15 protein-coding genes and 1 pseudogene are annotated in these 19152 nt (G+C 36.6%); 13 read left to right on the top strand and 3 right to left on the bottom strand.

Annotation, left to right across the window (positions count from 1 at the left end):
• Nucleotides 1-317 precede the first annotated feature (317 nt).
• Both ACQKMV_RS20765 and ACQKMV_RS20760 read left to right on the top strand, forming a co-directional pair.
• A complete protein-coding gene (locus ACQKMV_RS20765) occupies nucleotides 318-1619 on the top strand; it encodes a protoglobin domain-containing protein (RefSeq protein WP_427506214.1) in 1302 nt (433 codons plus the stop codon).
• 410 nt (nucleotides 1620-2029) lie between these two features.
• On the top strand, nucleotides 2030-2992 hold the full coding sequence (locus ACQKMV_RS20760) for a 2-hydroxyacid dehydrogenase (protein WP_427506212.1): 963 nt from the start codon (nucleotides 2030-2032) through the stop codon (nucleotides 2990-2992).
• A gap of 183 nt (nucleotides 2993-3175) precedes the next feature.
• Here the strand turns inward: ACQKMV_RS20760 and ACQKMV_RS20755 are convergent, their stop codons facing one another.
• Nucleotides 3176-3976, bottom strand: coding sequence for a TIGR00266 family protein (locus ACQKMV_RS20755; protein ID WP_403017166.1), 801 nt, complete (start codon nucleotides 3974-3976; stop codon nucleotides 3176-3178).
• Nucleotides 3977-4361: 385 nt separating this feature from the next.
• Here ACQKMV_RS20755 and ACQKMV_RS20750 point away from each other — a divergent pair, with 385 nt between their 5' ends.
• From ACQKMV_RS20750 to ACQKMV_RS20710, 9 genes and pseudogenes are all read left to right on the top strand, one after another.
• Nucleotides 4362-5840: an aldehyde dehydrogenase family protein gene (locus ACQKMV_RS20750; protein WP_427506211.1), complete on the top strand. Its 1479-nt coding sequence runs from the start codon at nucleotides 4362-4364 to the stop codon at nucleotides 5838-5840.
• 26 nt (nucleotides 5841-5866) lie between these two features.
• Nucleotides 5867-7039, top strand: a complete 1173-nt coding sequence (locus ACQKMV_RS20745; RefSeq protein WP_427506209.1) for a saccharopine dehydrogenase family protein — start codon at nucleotides 5867-5869, stop codon at nucleotides 7037-7039.
• Nucleotides 7040-7049: 10 nt separating this feature from the next.
• A complete protein-coding gene (locus tag ACQKMV_RS20740; RefSeq protein ID WP_427506208.1) occupies nucleotides 7050-8243 on the top strand; it encodes an acyl-CoA dehydrogenase family protein in 1194 nt (397 codons plus the stop codon).
• Between the two features lie 499 nt (nucleotides 8244-8742).
• Nucleotides 8743-9168: a MarR family transcriptional regulator gene (locus ACQKMV_RS20735; RefSeq protein ID WP_427506206.1), complete on the top strand. Its 426-nt coding sequence runs from the start codon at nucleotides 8743-8745 to the stop codon at nucleotides 9166-9168.
• 37 nt (nucleotides 9169-9205) lie between these two features.
• Nucleotides 9206-9337, top strand: a pseudogene (dltC, locus tag ACQKMV_RS20730) (D-alanine--poly(phosphoribitol) ligase subunit 2); the annotation flags it as partial.
• A gap of 25 nt (nucleotides 9338-9362) precedes the next feature.
• On the top strand, nucleotides 9363-9968 hold the full coding sequence (locus tag ACQKMV_RS20725) for a DedA family protein (RefSeq protein WP_427506205.1): 606 nt from the start codon (nucleotides 9363-9365) through the stop codon (nucleotides 9966-9968).
• A gap of 151 nt (nucleotides 9969-10119) precedes the next feature.
• Entirely contained in the window at nucleotides 10120-10665 is a 546-nt protein-coding gene (pssA, locus tag ACQKMV_RS20720; protein ID WP_427506204.1) for a CDP-diacylglycerol--serine O-phosphatidyltransferase, read from the top strand.
• Nucleotides 10644-11132 carry a DedA family protein gene (locus ACQKMV_RS20715; RefSeq protein ID WP_427506202.1) on the top strand — a complete coding sequence of 163 codons (489 nt, stop codon included), beginning with the start codon at nucleotides 10644-10646 and terminating at the stop codon, nucleotides 11130-11132. Before pssA ends, ACQKMV_RS20715 begins: the two co-directional genes overlap by 22 nt.
• A gap of 303 nt (nucleotides 11133-11435) precedes the next feature.
• The gene (locus ACQKMV_RS20710; protein ID WP_427506201.1) at nucleotides 11436-13532 is read left to right on the top strand and encodes a beta-propeller domain-containing protein; all 2097 of its coding nucleotides are present in this window, start codon (nucleotides 11436-11438) and stop codon (nucleotides 13530-13532) included.
• Between the two features lie 53 nt (nucleotides 13533-13585).
• Here the strand turns inward: ACQKMV_RS20710 and ACQKMV_RS20705 are convergent, their stop codons facing one another.
• The gene (locus tag ACQKMV_RS20705) at nucleotides 13586-14992 is read right to left on the bottom strand and encodes a polysaccharide deacetylase family protein (RefSeq protein ID WP_427506199.1); all 1407 of its coding nucleotides are present in this window, start codon (nucleotides 14990-14992) and stop codon (nucleotides 13586-13588) included.
• Between the two features lie 452 nt (nucleotides 14993-15444).
• Here ACQKMV_RS20705 and ACQKMV_RS20700 point away from each other — a divergent pair, with 452 nt between their 5' ends.
• Entirely contained in the window at nucleotides 15445-16197 is a 753-nt protein-coding gene (locus tag ACQKMV_RS20700) for a threonine/serine exporter family protein (protein ID WP_427506198.1), read from the top strand.
• A gap of 12 nt (nucleotides 16198-16209) precedes the next feature.
• Nucleotides 16210-16677, top strand: coding sequence for a threonine/serine exporter family protein (locus ACQKMV_RS20695; protein ID WP_427506196.1), 468 nt, complete (start codon nucleotides 16210-16212; stop codon nucleotides 16675-16677).
• A 280-nt stretch (nucleotides 16678-16957) separates the two neighbouring features.
• On the opposite strand, the gene ACQKMV_RS20690 is transcribed toward ACQKMV_RS20695, so the two are convergent.
• Nucleotides 16958-18979: a sensor domain-containing protein gene (locus ACQKMV_RS20690; RefSeq protein ID WP_427506195.1), complete on the bottom strand. Its 2022-nt coding sequence runs from the start codon at nucleotides 18977-18979 to the stop codon at nucleotides 16958-16960.
• Nucleotides 18980-19152: the final 173 nt, after the last annotated feature.

The following is a 19152-nucleotide window of genomic DNA, read 5'->3' as shown; positions in this document are numbered from 1 at the left end:
CAATGGTTTGATTCAAAAATTGAGCTTTTAAATTAAAATAACGAAGAGGAAGAACTCCTCTCCGAAATAAGTCTAACTTTTGGGGTTCACTACAATGAGTGGCTTTTTAGTTTGATATTTTAGTGTTTTCATATCGTTATAAAATAAACTTAATGGTTAATAAGTATCATTCTCAAGTAGAATAGATAAATGCTTGTTACAAAAATAGATATTTTTTACTTATATGCTGTCATTTTGATTGTTTAGAACTTATAATTGATTCATACAGTTTGTTGTTTTCAGATAATATTTAGTAGAATAGACATAGGTATAGCGGGGTGGATAAATTGTTTCAAATTGGAAATAGGCCTAAGAAAAATACAATCGAAATTTGTAATGAATCAAGTATAGGGATTATTATTCAAGATCAGGAACGTTTACTACAGTTAAATCTAGTAAATTTAACTAGAGAAGATTTACAGTTAATTAGAAGTTTAAAACCGTACATTGAACGAAATGTCATAGAGGTAGTAGCAGCATTCTATCATGCGATTGAAAGTGTGCCAACCTTACGTGAAGTTATTGAAAAGTATAGCTCTAGTGACCGTTTGCGCCAAACATTACGCCATCATATTATAGAAATGTTCGAAGGACGTATAGACGATGCATTTTTGGAGAAGAGAAGGCGAGTGGCGAAAATGCATGTTAAGATTAACTTGTATCCTAAGTGGTATTTAGCAGCTTTTCAAAACCTTGAAAAATTTTTAAGAAAGATTGTTTATAAGCTTCAATTAACGAGAGACGAAGAAGAAAAGTTTTGTGATGCCATTAGTAAAATGTGTAATTTTGAACAACAAATTGTCTTAGAGGAATATGATAATTACGCTAATACATTAATTGAAAAGCAACAGGATAGTGTTCGAACGCATGTTAAAGAAATTATAGGTGGGATATCTAATCAGTTAGAGACTCAATCTCATAGCACGAATGAAACAGTGACCGAACTAGTTTATAACGCCAAGGAAGTTAACGAATACTTAAAGGAAAGTATCGATGAGGCGAAAACAATGCAGAAGGTATCGTCTGAAGGTTATTCTAAAATAGTGTCAATTAATGAACAGACTGGGAAAATTCATCATAAGACAGTTGAAATGTCAGGTATGGTGGAGCAATTAGATCACTCTTCTTCAAAAATTAATGCTGTTATTGAAATAGTGAAAAGTATTTCGGGTCAAACAAATTTACTTGCTTTAAATTCAGCTATTGAGGCTGCACGTGCAGGAGAGCATGGAAAAGGCTTTGCTGTCGTGGCGAGTGAAGTTCGTAAGCTTGCAGACCAGACGAAAAGTTCAGTTGAACAAATTGCGGATCTCATAACTATGTCTAATGGAATTACAAACCAAGTTGTTCAAGCAATTCATGAGATCCAAGAAATGGTGAACAATAGTATTGAGCAAAACGCGGAATCTTTAAAAGCATTCGGTGCCATATCTGGCTCAGTAAACGGTTCTATCACAAACTTCCAAAATGTCGGACTAAAAATAACCGAACTTGCAGAAATTATAGAATCGATTGGAGAATCTTCTGAGGAATTAAAACAAGCTGCCAATCGATTAGATACAACAATCAGAGACTTCTAACGACTATGCATAAAGCCTATGCATAGTTTTTTGCTTATCACGTAACGTGTGGTTGATTTCCGTTCCGACTGGGCGCTTTCCTGGGGGCGTCCGATGAGCCGCTTCGCTTCGCTGCAGGGTCTCATCTGTGACGCTAATCCCCAAGGAGTCGCCCAGTCTCCACTCCAATCAACTTAATCTAATGAACAAATTGTTTAAATAACATGCATTTTCAACTGATGGGCCTTGTTTTTTTTATAAATATTAGGACAAAATCGTTTATTTGAAGGATAAAACAACAAATAGACGGATGAAGTTTGTAGAGTGATAGAAAGGAATAGCTATCACGCACGTAAAGATAAGAAATTCCTAGAAAATGAACGTTCTAAGTGTTACGCTATAGGCGAATTAAATTGAGGGGTGTTCGGACTATGAAAAAGAAATTATTTATTACACGAAAGTTCCCAGCGCATATAGTTGAGCCGTTAAAAGAGTATTATGATATCGAACAATGGGAGGAGGAGGAAATTGTTATACCGCGGGAAAAATTATTGGCAGCTGTCGCAGATTGTGAAGCACTGTGGGTAACGCTTGCTGATCAAGTTGATGAAGAGTTATTATTACACGCACCCAATTTAAAACTTGTGACAAATTTAGCAGTTGGATTTAATAATATTGATATTAAAGCTTTGCGTAACCGCGGAATAATGGCGACAAATACTCCAGGAGTTTTAACAAATACGACTGCTGATTTTGTAATGGGATTATTACTTGCGACGGCTCGTAGAATTCCAGAAGGCGAACGATATTTGCGTGAAGGTAAATGGAAAAGCTGGTATCCAATGCAATTAGTGGGTAAAGATGTTTCAGGTTCCACTATAGGAATTATTGGTATGGGACGTATTGGCCAAGCTGTAGCAAGACGAGCAAAAGGTTTTGATATGAAAATTTTATACAACAATCGTAGACGTCGCCATGAGGCAGAAGAAATGTATGGCTTTCAATATGTACCGTTGGAAGATCTTTTAAAACAATCAGATTTTGTTGTTATTATGACACCTTATAACAATGATACGGTAGGACTTATAGGAGCAGAGGAACTTGCTTTGATGAAGGATGACGCGGTATTAATTAATGCATCACGTGGTGGCATTATTGATGAGAACGCTCTTTATGATACTTTAAGAAATGGTAAGCTGTGGGCAGCAGGGCTAGATGTATTTGAACAAGAGCCTATTGCATTGGATCATCCATTGTTGACGTTACCTAATGTTTTAGCACTTCCGCATATCGGTAGTGCCTCGCTTCAAACTAGAACTGCTATGCTGATGCTGAACGTTAAAGCACTAACTGCTTTTGGGCAGGGCAAAGTTCCATCGAATCGAATAGATTAATAACACAGAAGGTAACAGATGTAGGGTGCCTTTTCATATTGAAGGACTCTAATCAGCGATCGCGTAGAACTTTTTTAGAATTTATGCAGCGAAAGCTATGGTTACTCACCTTAATTTCATTAACACAATAACATTAAAGGAGCACATCACAATTAGATGTGCTCCTTTAATACATAGCGTTCATTATTTATTAAACATATCAAACAAACCGCCAATGCCACCTTCGCCTCTTGATTGACCGCCACCGCCTTGTGAAATTGGTGCTGCAGCGAAGACGCGGCTTGCTAATCGGCTAAATGGTAATGATTGAATCCATACTTTACCCGGACCCTTTAAAGTAGCAAAGAAGATACCTTCACCACCGAACAATGCCGTTTTTACGCCTCCAACCATTTCGATATTGTAATCCACATCAGATGTCATAGCTACTAAACAGCCTGTATCAACACGTAATACTTCGCCAGGTTGTAGAGTTCTTTCATGAATAGCTCCACTTGCGTGTACAAAAGCCATGCCGTCTCCTTCAAGCTTTTGCATAATGAAGCCTTCACCACCGAAGAAGCCAACACCGATTTTTTTCTGGAATTCAACACCGATTGAAACACCTTTCGCAGCAGCTAAAAATGCATCTTTCTGACAAATGATTTTCCCGTTTAATTGACTTAAATCCATTGGAATAATCTTACCAGGGTATGGAGAAGCAAAATACACATGACGTTTACCTGAACCAACGTTCGTAAATGTCGTCATGAATAAGCTTTCGCCCGTAATTAGACGTTTTCCAGCTCCAAATAATTTACCCATAATACCACTTTCTTGGCTTCCTCTTGAACCATCGCCAAAGACAGTTTCCATATGGATAGAATCATCCATCATCATTAAAGCTCCAGCTTCAGCTACTACTGTTTCTTGAGGGTCAAGCTCAACTTGCACGTATTGCATATCATCGCCATATAATTTGTAGTCAATTTCGTGATTATTCATAAAGGGATTCCTCCAAAAAAGATATTTGTTATTGTATACGATTATAAGTTGTTTTAGTTTCATTGCATAATTAAATATTTTAGAAAAAAAGGGAATAAACTAGTAAATGTCGAATATAAAAAACTAGAATGAGTATTTTTTATTTTCGTTTAGCTGAAAATTTGTGAGTAACTAACATCAATGCTTAGCTAAAAGAAAATAAAGTCTCTGGTGATTGTTACTGATGTTGTTGAACCAAACTTTGCAGACTTCTATATATTAAAAATTCGGAATTTTGACATATTTGATTCCGTTTAAATATAGTAATAGATAATATCTGTCTGTAAGTAATGCAACTGGTAACAATGAGGCAGAGGCACCATAGATAGTTCAGGGGGTGTTTGTAGTGGAAATCAAAAACTATATCGGCGGTGAATGGGTAACACATTCGCATTTACAAAGTATAGTAGTGACCAATCCTGCTAACGGGGAGCAGCTAGCTACAATACCGCGTTCTACTGCAGGTGAGGTAGATGAAGCGGTAGCGGTTGCGAAACAGGCACAAAAAAACTGGGCATTAGTACCCGCGCCTAAACGTGCTGACTATTTATATGCCATCGGTCAAAAAATGAAAGAGAAGAAGGAGCATTTAGCGACCGTTTTAACAAAAGAGATGGGAAAGGTTATTGAAGAAGCTAGAGGTGAAGTACAGGAAGGAATAGATATGGCCTATTATATGGCTGGTGAAGGACGACGGTTATTTGGGGAGACAACACCGTCTGAGCTAGCCAATAAATTTGCCATGAGCGTACGGGCACCTATTGGCGTTGTAGGTTTAATAACTCCGTGGAATTTCCCTGTAGCCATTGCTACTTGGAAGTCATTTCCTGCAATTGTTGCTGGTAATACGTTCATTTGGAAGCCATCTAATGAGACACCAATGATGGCGTATGAAATGGGCAAGATTTTTGAGGAGGTTGGCTTACCAGGTGGAGTAGCAAATATTGTTTTTGGTACAGGACCAATAGTTGGTACGGCATTGATTGAACATCCAGACGTTAAGGTCATTTCATTTACCGGCTCTACAACAACAGGGAGTAAGGTAGCGGAGCTAGGTGGTAAAAACCTGAAGAAGGTTTCATTAGAGATGGGTGGGAAAAATGCAGTCATAGTTATGGATGACGCCGATTTAGAGCTAGCCACTGAAGGCATCTTATGGAGTGCGTTTGGAACTGCTGGTCAAAGGTGTACAGCATGTAGTCGTGTTATCGTGCATAAAGATGTAAGAGAGGAACTAGAAAAACGTCTATTAGACAAAATGCAAAAGCTAACAATTGGAGACGGCCTAGATGAAGGTGTGAAAATCGGCCCTGTCATTAACAAAGCCGCAATGGAAAAGATTAATCACTATGTGCAAATCGGCAAACAGGAAGGGGCGACGTTGTTAGCTGGAGGTAGAATCTTATCTGAGCCTCCTTATGACAAAGGGTTTTATTATGAGCCTACACTATTTACCAATGTGAAGCCTGACATGATTATTGCACAGGAAGAAATCTTTGGCCCGGTCGTTTCTCTTATTGAAGTAGCAAGTTTGGATGAAGCAATAGAAGTAAACAATGGCGTAAAATTTGGCTTATCCAGTTCAATTTTCTCGCAAGATGTTAATACGATTTTCCGCGCACAACGAGATTTAGATACAGGTATTGTTTATGTAAATGCTGGCACAACAGGTGCTGAAATCCATTTACCATTTGGGGGCACAAAGGGTACGGGGAATGGTCACCGCGACTCGGGTGTAGCTGCCTTGGATGTCTATACAGAATGGAAAAGTATTTACGTGGACTATAGCGGTAAATTACAAAGAGCACAAATCGATACAGAATAACAGATCAATGAAAGGGGATGTTCTTGATGAAAGTTGTTGTATTAGGTGCAGGTTTAATGGGGAAAGAGGTAGCTCGTGATTTAATAAAAAATAGCAAAGTGGAGCGTGTATTTTTAGGAGATATAGACGTGAATATAGCGCAGAACTTTGTGGATTCGTTAAATACAGATAAGATTGAGGTTGTAGAGCTTCATGCTGAGCGTGATGACTCGTTGATGGAGGTAATCTCAAAAGGCAATGTAGTCGTTAATGCATTATTCTATTCCTTTAATGAGCGTGTAGCAAGAGCGGCAATCGCAGCTGGTGTCCATTCCGTCGATTTAGGTGGTCATATTGGCGGTGTAACAGAAAAAATATTAGATCTAGACGAAGAGGCAAAAGCAAAAGGTGTAACAATTATTCCTGACTTGGGTGTTGCTCCAGGTATGGTCAACATTTTAGCGGGCTACGGTGCTTCGAAACTAGATGTGGTAGAATCTATTAAACTATTTGTAGGCGGTATTCCAACAGAGCCGAAGCCACCTCTTAACTATACACGAGTATTTTCTCTAGATGGTGTCTTCGATCATTATACAGAGCCATCAAAAATGATTCAAAAAGGTAAACTTCAAGAAGTTCCATCGTTATCAGGTGTTGAACCTATTTATTTTAAAGATTTTGGTGTGCTTGAGGCATTTTATACATCTGGCGGTATATCGACACTGTATAAGACATTCCCAAATGTCCAAACATTAGAATATAAAACAATTCGTTATAAGGGACATGCAGAGAAATTTAAGCTATTAGCAGATTTAGGATTCCTTGATGCAGGTAATAAGGTAGAGGTAGAAAATCAGGAGGTTTCTGTACGTCCAGTTGTACGTGAGGCACTTAAAAAGAAACTTGAACTTGGTACAAAACCAGATGCTGTACTGCTGCGTGTTATTGTAGCTGGTGAAAAAGCGCAGCAACAAGTGACTTATGAGTTCGAAATGGTTGTGCGTAAAGATATGACGATTAATGAAACGGCTATGGCTCGTGCAACAGCAAATACAATTTCTGTCGTTGCTCAAATGATTGGAGAAAATAAAATTACAGAGCGCGGTGTATTTGCACCTGAATCAGTTGTACCGGGCGACACTTATATTGAAGAGATGGCTAAACGTGGTGTTGCCATTAAGGAGACGTCTCATATATCTGCAATGATCGTGAAATGGTAGGTGCTTGGTCATGAATTTCGAATTTACCACTGAGCAGGAAATGTTACGTAAAACAGTTCGGAAGTTTGTGGATGATGAGATTATTCCACATATTGCGAAGTGGGATGCTAAGGGTGGCTTCGATCCGAAGATTTGGTTAAGACTTGCTGAGCTTGGCTTTATGGGTGTTTGTATACCAGAACAATACGGTGGCAGTGGTATGGATTACAATGCACTGGCCATCGTTTGTGAAGAACTGGAACGTGGAGATACAGCGTTTCGCACAGCTGTTTCAGTTCATACAGGCTTGAATAGCATGACCTTAATGCAATGGGGGACAGAGGCTCAAAAACAGCAATATCTTGTTCCGCAGGCGAAAGGAGTTCGGATTGGGGCATTTGGTTTAACAGAGCCTGGAGCAGGGTCAGATGTAGTCGCAATGTCTACCACTGCTTTAAAGGATGGGGATTTTTACGTATTAAATGGGCAGAAAACATGGATTTCATTATGTGATATAGCAGACCATTTTATCGTTTTTGCCTACACTGATAAATCGAAGAAGCATCATGGTATTAGTGCATTTATCGTAGAGCGTTCCATGCCGGGTTTTACATCGAAGGCCATTAAAGGTAAATACGGTATTCGTGCTGGTAATACTGGTGAGCTCTTTTTTGAAAATCTACGTATACCTGTAGAGAATCGCCTTGGAGAAGAAGGAGAAGGTTTTAAAATTGCTATGTCTGCGTTAGATAATGGCCGTTTTACAGTAGCAGCAGGAGCTGTCGGCCTAATCCAAGCATGTATCGAGGCAAGCGTAAAATACTGTCACGAACGCGAAACTTTTGGGAAGCCTATCGGTGAGCATCAGCTAGTAGGGCAAATGATTGCCAAAATGGAAGCGGGCTATCAAATGAGTCGCTTGCTTGTATATCGTGTTGGAGAGTTAAAAAACAAAGGTGTACGCAATACGCGAGAGACATCATTAGCAAAGTGGCAAGCTTGTGATTTTGCCAATAAAGCTGCGGATGATGCTGTACAAATTCATGGAGCATATGGTTATTCGGATGAATATCCAGTCGCCCGTTATTTACGTAACTCAAAAGCACCGGTTATCTATGAAGGTACACGTGAAATTCATACAATTATGCAGGCTGACTATGTATTAGGAAAACGTCAAGATAAGCCACTAGCAAAAATGCTACCGAGATGGCCATTTGAAGAGTAACCATCTTATCAAGACTTTTTATATTAGGTTTATTTTCTAAACACATGAATACACAGATCTAAATGTCAAATGAAAAACAACTTGGTCCCCTTTCTAAGGAGAGGAGGCTAGGTTGTTTTTATTTTAACTTTAAAATGACATTTATCTACTTTGTAATGAAGTTTGATTAAAGTTCCTCACAAACATTGATTTTAAAATAAAGAAAACGACCTCTTTTTGAACAATATTTGATAAAACAAGGTCACTTTTTAATATTGATAGATTTCAGGTGTGTTGATTAACCATTTTTATACATTCGAAGAGGCTGATTTCCGCTACAGGCTACTTGCTAACCTGAGCTCATTACCTGAACCTCGCTTCAATCTTCTTCAATCAACCTTTTTACAGTATTTAATTAGTTTTTTTATAACAATTGACAATGAAGATTATTTGATTTAGTATAAACTTAAAATATTTTAATTAAAAAGTTTTAAGTTTATTGAGGGAAGGAGAAATAAATGTGTTGAATGAACTCTTTGAAGATTTGTATATGAAACTTGCTATGAATTTTTATAAAAATTCATCTCGCGGTCAAACAGTAGAGATTGAAAATATAAGTGCTGTAGAAATGGCATGCCTTGAAGTTGTATATTTCTTGAAAAAGCCTACCTATAGCGAGCTAGCAGAGTTTTTTAATATATCACAGCCGAATGCCACGTATAGAATCAACAAATTGATAAAGAAAGGATATCTTACAAAATTCAATGACGAAAAAGATAAACGTGTATATTACCTTCAAGTAACAGATAAATTTATGGAGTATTACTGTCTTAATGATAATTATATTAATAATATAATTATGAATTTGAAAAAAAGATGTACCGCAGAGGAAATAGAACAATTTGAAAAAATGTTAAAAATACTAGTAAAAGAAGCTATGGAGTAATTACAGATGGAATTAAAATTTGCAAAATAGGATGAGAAATATCAATACAGTATCTTTATTATTAGAATTGCAAAAGCGTTTAGATATTGAAGTATCTATTTCAGATTTCAATCATGATAAATGGGAAACACCAAATACGATTGTCAAGAAATTGGGAGATCTACGATGAAAAAAGTAACTTTTGGAGAGATGACATGGAATGGATTTATGAATTATTTCAACAGTATGGATACTATGTTGTATTAGTTGGATTGCTGTTAGAATATATTGCTTTTCCATTTCCAGGGGAGCCAACATTAGTTTATGCAGGGTATTTAGTACATACAGGAGACTTAAACTTACTGATATTAATTACACTATCGTTTATTGGGACAAGTGTTGGGATGACGATTCAGTATTTTCTAGGTAATAAACTAGGTATGCCGTTTGTACAAAAGTATGGAAAGTATGTGTTTTTAACACAGAGAAAAATCGATTTAACTAAAATGTGGTTTGATAAATATGGATATTTCTTGCTTTTTATTGGATTCTTCATTCCAGGTGTACGTCATTTTACTGGATACTTTGTAGGAATAATCAATTTATCATTTCGCCGTTTTGCAATAATAATTTATTCAGGTGCTCTGTTTTGGGTATCGTTCTTCTTAATTGGTGGTTACTGGTTAGGTGATAAAATGCATGATGTCTTTAGTATGATGGGACAACACATCGGGGAGATTGTTTTTGGCGTTATTATAATTGTTGCTATTATCCGATTCCGTAAACAATTGAAACGTTTATTTGTACAAAACACAAATTAATTTAGAACCCATTCTATGTAAAAAATTAGAAGACTCTTAGACTTTATAAACGATTTAAAAAAATCACTTAGTCCACTATTTTTCAAGGTGTGCTGTAAGACTGTTTTTTATCCATTGTGTTGATTTGAATGAATTGGAGGTTTATTATACTGTGAAATATATACCCTGTATGATTACAATTGGAAACTTTATTTGCGGACTTCTTGCCATTCGCTCTTTGTTTATTCAAGATTTCTATTCAGCAGTATTCTTCATTTTTGTTGGTATGTTTCTCGACTTTTTCGACGGTATGGCCGCACGTAAGCTGAATGCCGTTTCGGATATTGGAAAGGAACTTGATTCTTTTGCTGATTTGATTACGTTTGGTGTGGCTCCGGCTATGCTCGCTTACAATGTAGCATTGTATAGTATTCCGTTTATTGGGATTTTGTGTACGCTGGCATATGGCACTTGTGGAGCAATTCGCCTTTCAAGATTTAATGTTCTTCAAAGCAAGTCTCCGACATTTATTGGAATGCCGATTCCATTCGCAGGAATATGTCTTGTTATATTAAGTTTCATGAATAACTCAGCCGTATTAGCTTTAAGCACATGTGTGCTTTCTTATTTGATGGTGAGCAAAATTAAGTTTCCACATTTTAAAAGACTTACGGTTGAAAATTCAGAGGTGGAAAGATGGGAACAATTCAAGAATTAATAGTATCTTATGGGTATATAGCAATTTTTTTAATGTTGATTCTTGGAATCGTTGGATTGCCAATACCCGATGAAGTCCTAATGACAATTGTCGGCTATTTTACAAATATTCATGTCCTGAATTATGAATTTGCTATTTTCGTTAGTTTTGCAGGAGCGCTTTTAGGGATGATGATCAGTTATCTAATCGGAAGAAAAGCTGGTCGTCCTTTAATAGCCAAATATGGAAAATGGATAGGACTGAAAGAAAAGAGAATGATGAAAGTGGAAAGGTGGATGAAGAAATACGGTCCGCTCTCACTTGTTTTCGGGTACTTCATTCCTGGTTTCAGACACGTAACCTGTTACTTTGCTGGAATTGGCAAAATGAAATTAAAAACATATATTACGTTTGCTGCGATTGGTGCTTTTTTATGGTGTTTCACCTTTATTACAATTGGAAAGGTCGTAGGGGTTATACAGGATTAATCCCATTTCCTATATTCGAGTATTGCCCCACATCCATCAATTTAAGAATTTAATAACGCCCAAAAATGAGAAAATGTACAATTTCATATAAAGTTGTACATTTTCTCATTTTTGGGATATTTGTATTGACGCTAGTGATAAAGTTAAATTAACAATATCAGCCTTAATATGAGAACAAATCTAAAGAGTTGATTAATTTGTCTAATTAGCAGGTGTGTTGATGAAAAAAATTCAGAATAGTGTAACTTTCCTGTTCTTTGGTAGTCTAATTAATAAACAACTTTATGAAAGGAAGGGAAAATGATGAAAAACAAATGGATAACCATTTTACTCATCGCCGTACTAGCTATTTTGCCAGGAACTTTTTCGTGGATGGCGCCCCCGAAAGCGGAGGCACAGACAGCAAGTGCGGGTATGAAAACGCATAGCTGGCAAGTGTCCTTTACGGAGGCATTAAAGGAAAGCGAAATAACGGATGTCAATGTATACGTAACAAATAGCAAAAATAAAAAGGTGCAAACAACAATAACAATGGGGGACGATAAAAAAACACTTATCGTTAGCGATTTAGCGCCTGGTAGCTATAAATTACATGTGAATAAAGAAGCATTTGCATTAAGCGGAACTAAAACAGCCTCACAAGTAATACCATTTACAATCATTGATAAGCTAGAAGCGGTAAAATCAGAAAAAGAGCTGCAACAATATTTTGAAGCACTTTTAGCCAACCACTCACAAAAAGAATTGGAATATGAAACAACCGTAGAAATGGCAAGCAGAGAAGATAAAGCGAGCACAAACAACGCCTCTACAACAAATAATCAAGTCGAAGGAGTAGAGGAAGGTGATATAGTTGTTGTCAAAGGCGGCTTTATTTATGCAGTAAAAGATCAGGGCATTACTGTAGTAGATGCTAAAGATCCGAAAAATTTAAAGTTAGCAACAACTATCAAGTTGAAGGGGTCACAATATATATCGAAGCTAGCAATATATGATAATTTGCTAATAGCGATTGGAGATGAATATTTAGAAAAAGTAGGCACAAGCATGTCGACAGCTACTTTATATGATATTTCAAATCCAAAGAATCCGAAGCTAATACGTGAAGTAGGGCAAGAGGGGTATTTACAAGATATTCGAATTGCAAATGACACATTATATTTAATCGGAAATATGTATCCAAATTACTGGATGCTTAGAGAGAAAAAAACGCTGGATTTGAAACCGAAAATATTTGATAGTGTAGAAGGGAAAGAGTACGAAAGCTTACCTATAGAGAAAATTTCTATTTTACCAAATACAATGGATGGAACATATAGCTTAATTACAGCAGTGGATTTAAAAAATGGTGCCAAAACAACTGCGAATACTAAGGGATACTTAGGTGGTACTAGTGGACTTTATATGTCGGAGAATGCACTTTATTTAACAACACCAATTTATGATGGGAATCCAGTGCCTGCTACTGGTCGCATCATGGATATGATCTGGATGCCAAGAACAACTGATACACAAGTTTTTAAATGGAATGTTGATGGAACTGCCATGAACTTTGTAGGTACTACGGAAGTAAAAGGATCAGTGTTAAATCAATACTCAATGGATGAATATGAAGGTAATTTCCGCATCGTTACGACTGAAGGAAATACATGGGATGAACAAAAAATATCACGAAATCACCTATTTATTTTAGATAAAAATTTACAAGCGCTCGGTGCTGTAAAAGATTTAGCTCCTGGTGAAAAAGTGTATTCTGTACGCTTCATGGGCGAAAAAGCATATGTGGTAACATTCAAGCAAGTGGATCCACTGTTTGTTATTGATGTGGCAAATCCGAAAAAGCCAACTGTGCTAGGAGAGCTAAAGATTCCAGGCTTTAGTAACTATTTGCATCCACTTGACGATACACATTTAATCGGCATTGGCTATGATACCGAGCAACGCTATGATGCCTATTCGAAGCGTAATTTTACGGTTACAACTAATATGAAAATGTCATTATTTGATGTTTCAGATTTCAAAAATCCAAAGGAACAATCAACAGTAAATATCGGTGGAAAAGGCTCGTACTCTGATGTTCAATACAATCCTAAAGCGCTATTCCACAATAAGGAATACAATTACTTTGGTTTCCCAGTTGTTCTTTATGATGCAGGGAAGGGTGATGAAACCGTCTACAAAGGTCAAGGCGCACAAATCTATGAAATCACTGCAGATAAAGGAATCGTACTAAAAGGAAATATTGTTAATAAAAGCACTAGTGATCAATATGAAAGTTGGGAGCAGCGTGTACAGCGAGTAGTCTATATAGATGACGCTCTTTACACAGTAGCTAACAATGAAGTAAAGAGTTATCAGCTAAAAGATTTTAAACCACTTGATACATTAACAATTAAATAAAATGAAAGTCCAATAAACTCAATCTTGAGTTTATTGGACTTTTTCTTGGTGGGTTATTTTTGACGATATTGAAGGATTTCCGATACTGTCACGAATTCATAGCCTTGCCCTTGTAAATAAGCAAGTACGGCATCAAGACCATCGGCAGTCGATTGATGAATATCATGCATTAAAACAATGGCATTATTGTGTAAATTATTTTTGACATGAGGTAGTAACTGTTGCGCATTGCGATACTTCCAGTCTAATGTATCGATCGTCCATAAAACAACAGGAATTGGAATTTGAGCGTTAATAGCATCGTTTGTTGCTCCGTATGGCGGTCTAAATACAGTTGGCTTTTGATTAATGGCTTTTTCTATCTCCGCAACTGTAGATGTGTATTGCTTCACTGCCGACTCTAGTGGCAGTTTTGTTAATACAGGATGGTTCCATGAATGATTACCTATTTCATGTCCTCGTGCAAGTACATCTTTAGCGATATTAGGATAATATTGTACACGGCTACCAAGCATAAAGAAGGTAGCTTTTGCATGGTATTTATCGAGAGTATCTAAAATCTGTTCAGTAACCTTTGGATGTGGGCCATCATCAAAAGTTAAGGCAATACGTTTTTTATTTGGATCACCTGTAATAATTGGCTTCGTTGGCTTTTCCATTGCAATTTGGAAATCAGAGGCTAACAACGGATTAATAAGTGAAAGAGGAAGCTTCACAATTGGCGGACCAGCTGCTCCGCTAGCAATCTCATACTCATCAAAGTAGAATTGTAACGAATTATCAACGATAGCAAAGCGTTTGAAGTTAGACCACTTTGGCTCAGTGGACTTTATTAACTCATCCTTGAAAAGCTCATCCTTTAGCTCAAGGTTTTGTTGTAAGTCATTACGTACATGAGTAGCTAATGACGATAAGCTGTTTTCATCATTGTTCAATAATGTTTTAATGGAAATTAGATCACCAGTTTCAATATTAATGAAGAATGTTTTTGTTGAAACCTCGTGATTGGCTCCACCTATATACAGCGTTTTTGTTAGCACAAAGGAATAGTAATGCTTTTGATATGGGAAAGTTTCTAGACTAATATTAAGCTCGCCCATTGCCTCTTTATCTTTATTTTTTTTCATCGATGACAGATAGTTTTCTTTTGAATCCGTTATGTACTGTAGTACAGCATCGTTAAAAGCTTTATTATCTGTTTCTGGATAGTGAATAGCAAAAGGTGTTCGCTTATCGTTAGAAACATCTGTTACAATACGTATACCTGGAAACGCAGAGCTTTCTGTGGATAGATTACTCGATATTGAATCTGAATTTGTCTCTTTTGAGGCACTAATTTTTTGAAACTTAAAGTCATCCTTTGATAGGATGATAACTAAAATAATAGTTGTTAATGTAATAATGAGGCCAATTAATAGAAAATCAATCATTGGGCCGCGTCTTTTTCTGCGTTCCGGCATTTTGATGGATACGCTCCTTTCCTTATTTATTTTTCTATACAATCAGACGTGTTAGTCATTGAAAAAGTTATACGAATCTACGAAGTTTTGCTATCAAATTATGGGAAACCAATTTTCATAAATAAATTATCCATTAGCTTACCATTTCTAACTTATGAAAGCCAAAGTACTTTTGTTAAAAGTTAAAATTTTTTGTTGAGTTTTTATTTGCAGTTCGATACTATTGGCAAGGAACCTTAACTTCTTTCGGCGGGTGCCAAACACCCGTTGTAAGAAGTTAAAGCCTCCGGCGGATGTCACGGAATCGGAAAGGAGTTCACATAGGATGTTAGCCTAAAATCATCGCATCCATGCGATAACGGCTAACTGACCTGCATCACGCAGGCCTAAGCACAAAGCCGATTCCAGACGCAATTATGCCGAGGCATAATTGAGGGAGGTAGATAACTGTAATGGTTTTACATGAAGTGGATAATGAATTTACGATGGACTGCTTATTGCTTGCAGGTCGAATTATGATTGAAAGTGGTGCAGAAACATACCGTGTGGAGGATACAATGCTACGCATGGCACATTCTCAAAATATGCTAGATGCGCAATGTTATGCCACACCTACAGGGATCATTTTTTCGTTGGGCAAGACACAGCCGACGAGAATTAAATCAATTTCCAACAGGGTAACAGATTTACAAAAAATAGCCTTGGTAAATTCAGTATCTCGGAGACTCACATCTCACATGATAACATTAGAAGAAGCTTATGACGAGCTAAAGTCGATACAAAAAACAAATTATTTTTTACCAATATATATTCAAGTCATATCAGCGGCTCTTGCGAGTGGTTGTTTCCTTATAATGTTTAAGGGAGGATGGTCTGATTTCCTTTATGCATGTTTAGCAGGGGGAATAGGCTTCCTAGTACTTTTATTGATAAATGATTTAACAAAAGTGAAATTTTTCTCGGAATTTACGGCTTCATTAGTAGTAGGATATATTGCAGTCTTTGTAGTGGAATATGGCTATGGTACGGAATTAGATAAAATAATAATTAGTTCCGTTATGCCACTGGTACCGGGTATTTTAATTACGAATGCAGTTCGGGATTTAATGGCAGGTCATTTTATGTCAGGGATGGCAAAGGGCGTAGAGGCCTTTTTAACAGCTTTTGCAATCGGTGCAGCTATTGCCGTCACTCTATCGTTTTAGGAGGCAGAGGACATGGACTATATTATACAGTTGGTTCTTAGCTTTTTTGCGACTGCAGGTATCGCAATTATTTTTAATGTACCTAGAAAAACCCTAATTTATTGTGGTTTTGTTGGGGTAGTAGGCTGGATGATTTACTTCGTCCTAACAGAGCATGGCATGGATATTGTAAATGCCTCATTCTTTAGCTCTTTCGTAATTGCTATCGTTGCTCATTTGTATGCTAGACGCTTCAAAATGCCGATGATTATTTTTATTGTTGGTGGTATTATCCCGTTAGTTCCGGGGGGCATGGCTTATAATGCAATGAGAAATGTTGTAGAGGATGATTATGTACAAGGGCTACAGTATGGATTAAAGGCATTTTTAATTACAGGTGCCATCGTTATAGGACTTGTATTTGCAGAGGTGCTTATACAGCTTATTTTCCGCTCTGTCCGTTCTAGTAAAGCGACATTAAAAAAAGTCTACAAGAAATAAGGCTTGGCTCTACAATAAATGTAGGGTAAGCATGGCGTATAAATATAAAGAAGGAGGTTACATTCTTAAGTGTAACCTCCTTTATAATATAAAAAAGCTTTCCTACAGATAAACATTATTGTTGCTGAAGCTAGTTAGCCTTACGCTTTCACACAGACAAACCCCCTCGCTTTGCGTAGAGCCATACCTTAATTAATATGATACTTTCAATGACATAAAAGTTTTTCAACAACAAGAAGGAGGTTACGTTCTTAAACGTAGCCTCCTTCTTTAAAATTAACTATTTAACGAGTAGTGCTTCAATTTCCTCGGCGGGAACTGGCTTACTAATATAGTAACCTTGAATAGCGTCGCAGCCATAAGTAATCAAAAGGTCTGCTTGTTCAGCAGTTTCGACACCTTCTGCTACAACTTTAAGTTCCATAGATTTTCCGAGTTGCACCATACCGTTCATTAGCTTTTGGGTTTTTTCAGATTTTAATAAAGAACTTGTAAATGTTTTATCGATTTTTAATGTATCTATTGGTAAAATTTGCATGTATCTAAATGAACCATACCCGGTACCGAAATCATCTAGTATAAAGGCAATGCCTTCATTTTCAAGCTTACGCATTTGCTGTGTAATAAAGGTAGCAGCTTCTGCTTCTAGGGCGAATTTCTCTGTTATTTCGATTTGAATTAGGCTTGCAGGGCAGCCTGTCTTCGCTAACATTTCAAGAATTGACTTTGCCATGTTTTTATCACGGAATTCACGTACAGAAGAGTTAATGGATACTTTTAAATTAAGACCAGCATTTTTCCAGATAAGAGCCTGTTCACAAGCTTTTTCTAGCATAAAGGAACCAATATTATTAATAAGACCAGTTTCCTCAGCAATTGGAATGAGCTCATCAGGTGAGACTACGCCTATTACTTCATCTTCCCAACGAACTAGTGCTTCTACAGCTGTAATTTTGCCTGAATAAACATCAATTTGCGGCTGATAGAGGACTTTTAGGTTTTTTTGGTCAAGAGCTTGAAGTAAACGTTTTTCAATTAAAGCTTTACGATTTAATGCCTTATGTGATGCTTTTGATAGTGAGACGATTTTATCGCCACCTGCTTCACGGACAGTTGTGATAGTAGCAATGGATGCCTTCATTAGTTGGGAGAATGTAGTTTGATCTTCGGGATAACGTGTAATTCCGCCACTAATAGAAATAGGGACAGCAACATTACTGTTATAAATTGGATGCTGTTGTAAGTAAGACAGGAAGCCTTGAATAAACCATTCGCTTAATGGTGTAATCACGACAAAATCATTTTCGTTAATACGTGCCATTGTGCTATCTTGGAAGTACATTTTTATACGATTTGTAAACTCTACAATAAGGCCTTGATCGATTTGCTGGTCGTGTAACTCTTTTAATGTATAAAATTTATCTATACTTAAATAAACAAAAGAGAAGCTTCTCTCATCCTCAATCATTTTGGAAATCACTTTTTCGAGTCTATGAGCATTCATGAGACCTGTTTCTGTATCGATATAAGCGATTTTTTCAAGCTGATGTTGTATTGTTTTTGACTTCGTGATATCTTTTTCAATTAAAAAAAATTGTTGCTCATTTGTTTCAAGATTAAATGTTGGGATAGCTGTGAGTAGCACCCAATAAGACTGACCTGTTTTTGTAACTTTTTCGACTTCACCTTGCCAAGTTTGGCCATTGTTTAAATTACGCCAGATAGTATTTGTGATCTTTTCACTTTCTGTATTATCAGGGAATAGCTGCCAAAATGTTTTACCAATAACGCGTTTTGGTGTCCATTGACTCGTTTTTAGAAATTCAGCATTACATTCTAAAATGAACCCATCATAATCCAGTGTTACGGTCATAAATGCGGAGTCTAAACCCTGTTTTAAGTCTACGAGAGTGTTGCTACTTGAGACAGAATTAATCATTAATTCTGGCAACATAAACATCATAAGAATGAAATGCTCTCCTTGTTCAGTAAATGGTTTAGCTAGTAGCGCTGTTGTAATCTCTTCATTTGTATATGTGTTCAGTTGAATTTGATTTATATACGTGCTGTCATCATTTTGTAAAATAGATTGGAACGTTTCTAATGAAAGTTGACGTAGTAAATTCTCATGAATGAATGAAGCGGTATTTTCTTTAATAGTAGTAGCTGAAAAACCAAATAGCTGTTCAGCAAGTTTTCCCAAAATTATAGCTTGTCCATCTTGATTCATGACAATTGCAGGTAAAGGAAGTGAATTTAAATAATGTTCATCAATCGTAAATGATTTATGCATATGACTCATGATTATTCGATCTCCTTGAGTAATCTATATATACTATTATTATAGTTAATTCTCGGGAAATAGTCATTATGAATATGATTGTAAAAATTTGATAATGAAAATAATGGGACTTTTTTAGTGAGATATAAGAGAAGATTTGAAGAAAAATAACATTTTTTAGTATGTATATAGGA

Origin of the sequence: Lysinibacillus sp. NPDC094403 (assembly GCF_050278745.1) — a bacterium.
Classification (GTDB): domain Bacteria; phylum Bacillota; class Bacilli; order Bacillales_A; family Planococcaceae; genus Lysinibacillus.
Note: the sequence above shows the minus strand (reverse complement) of the source record. Positions and strands in the feature narration are given on the sequence as shown.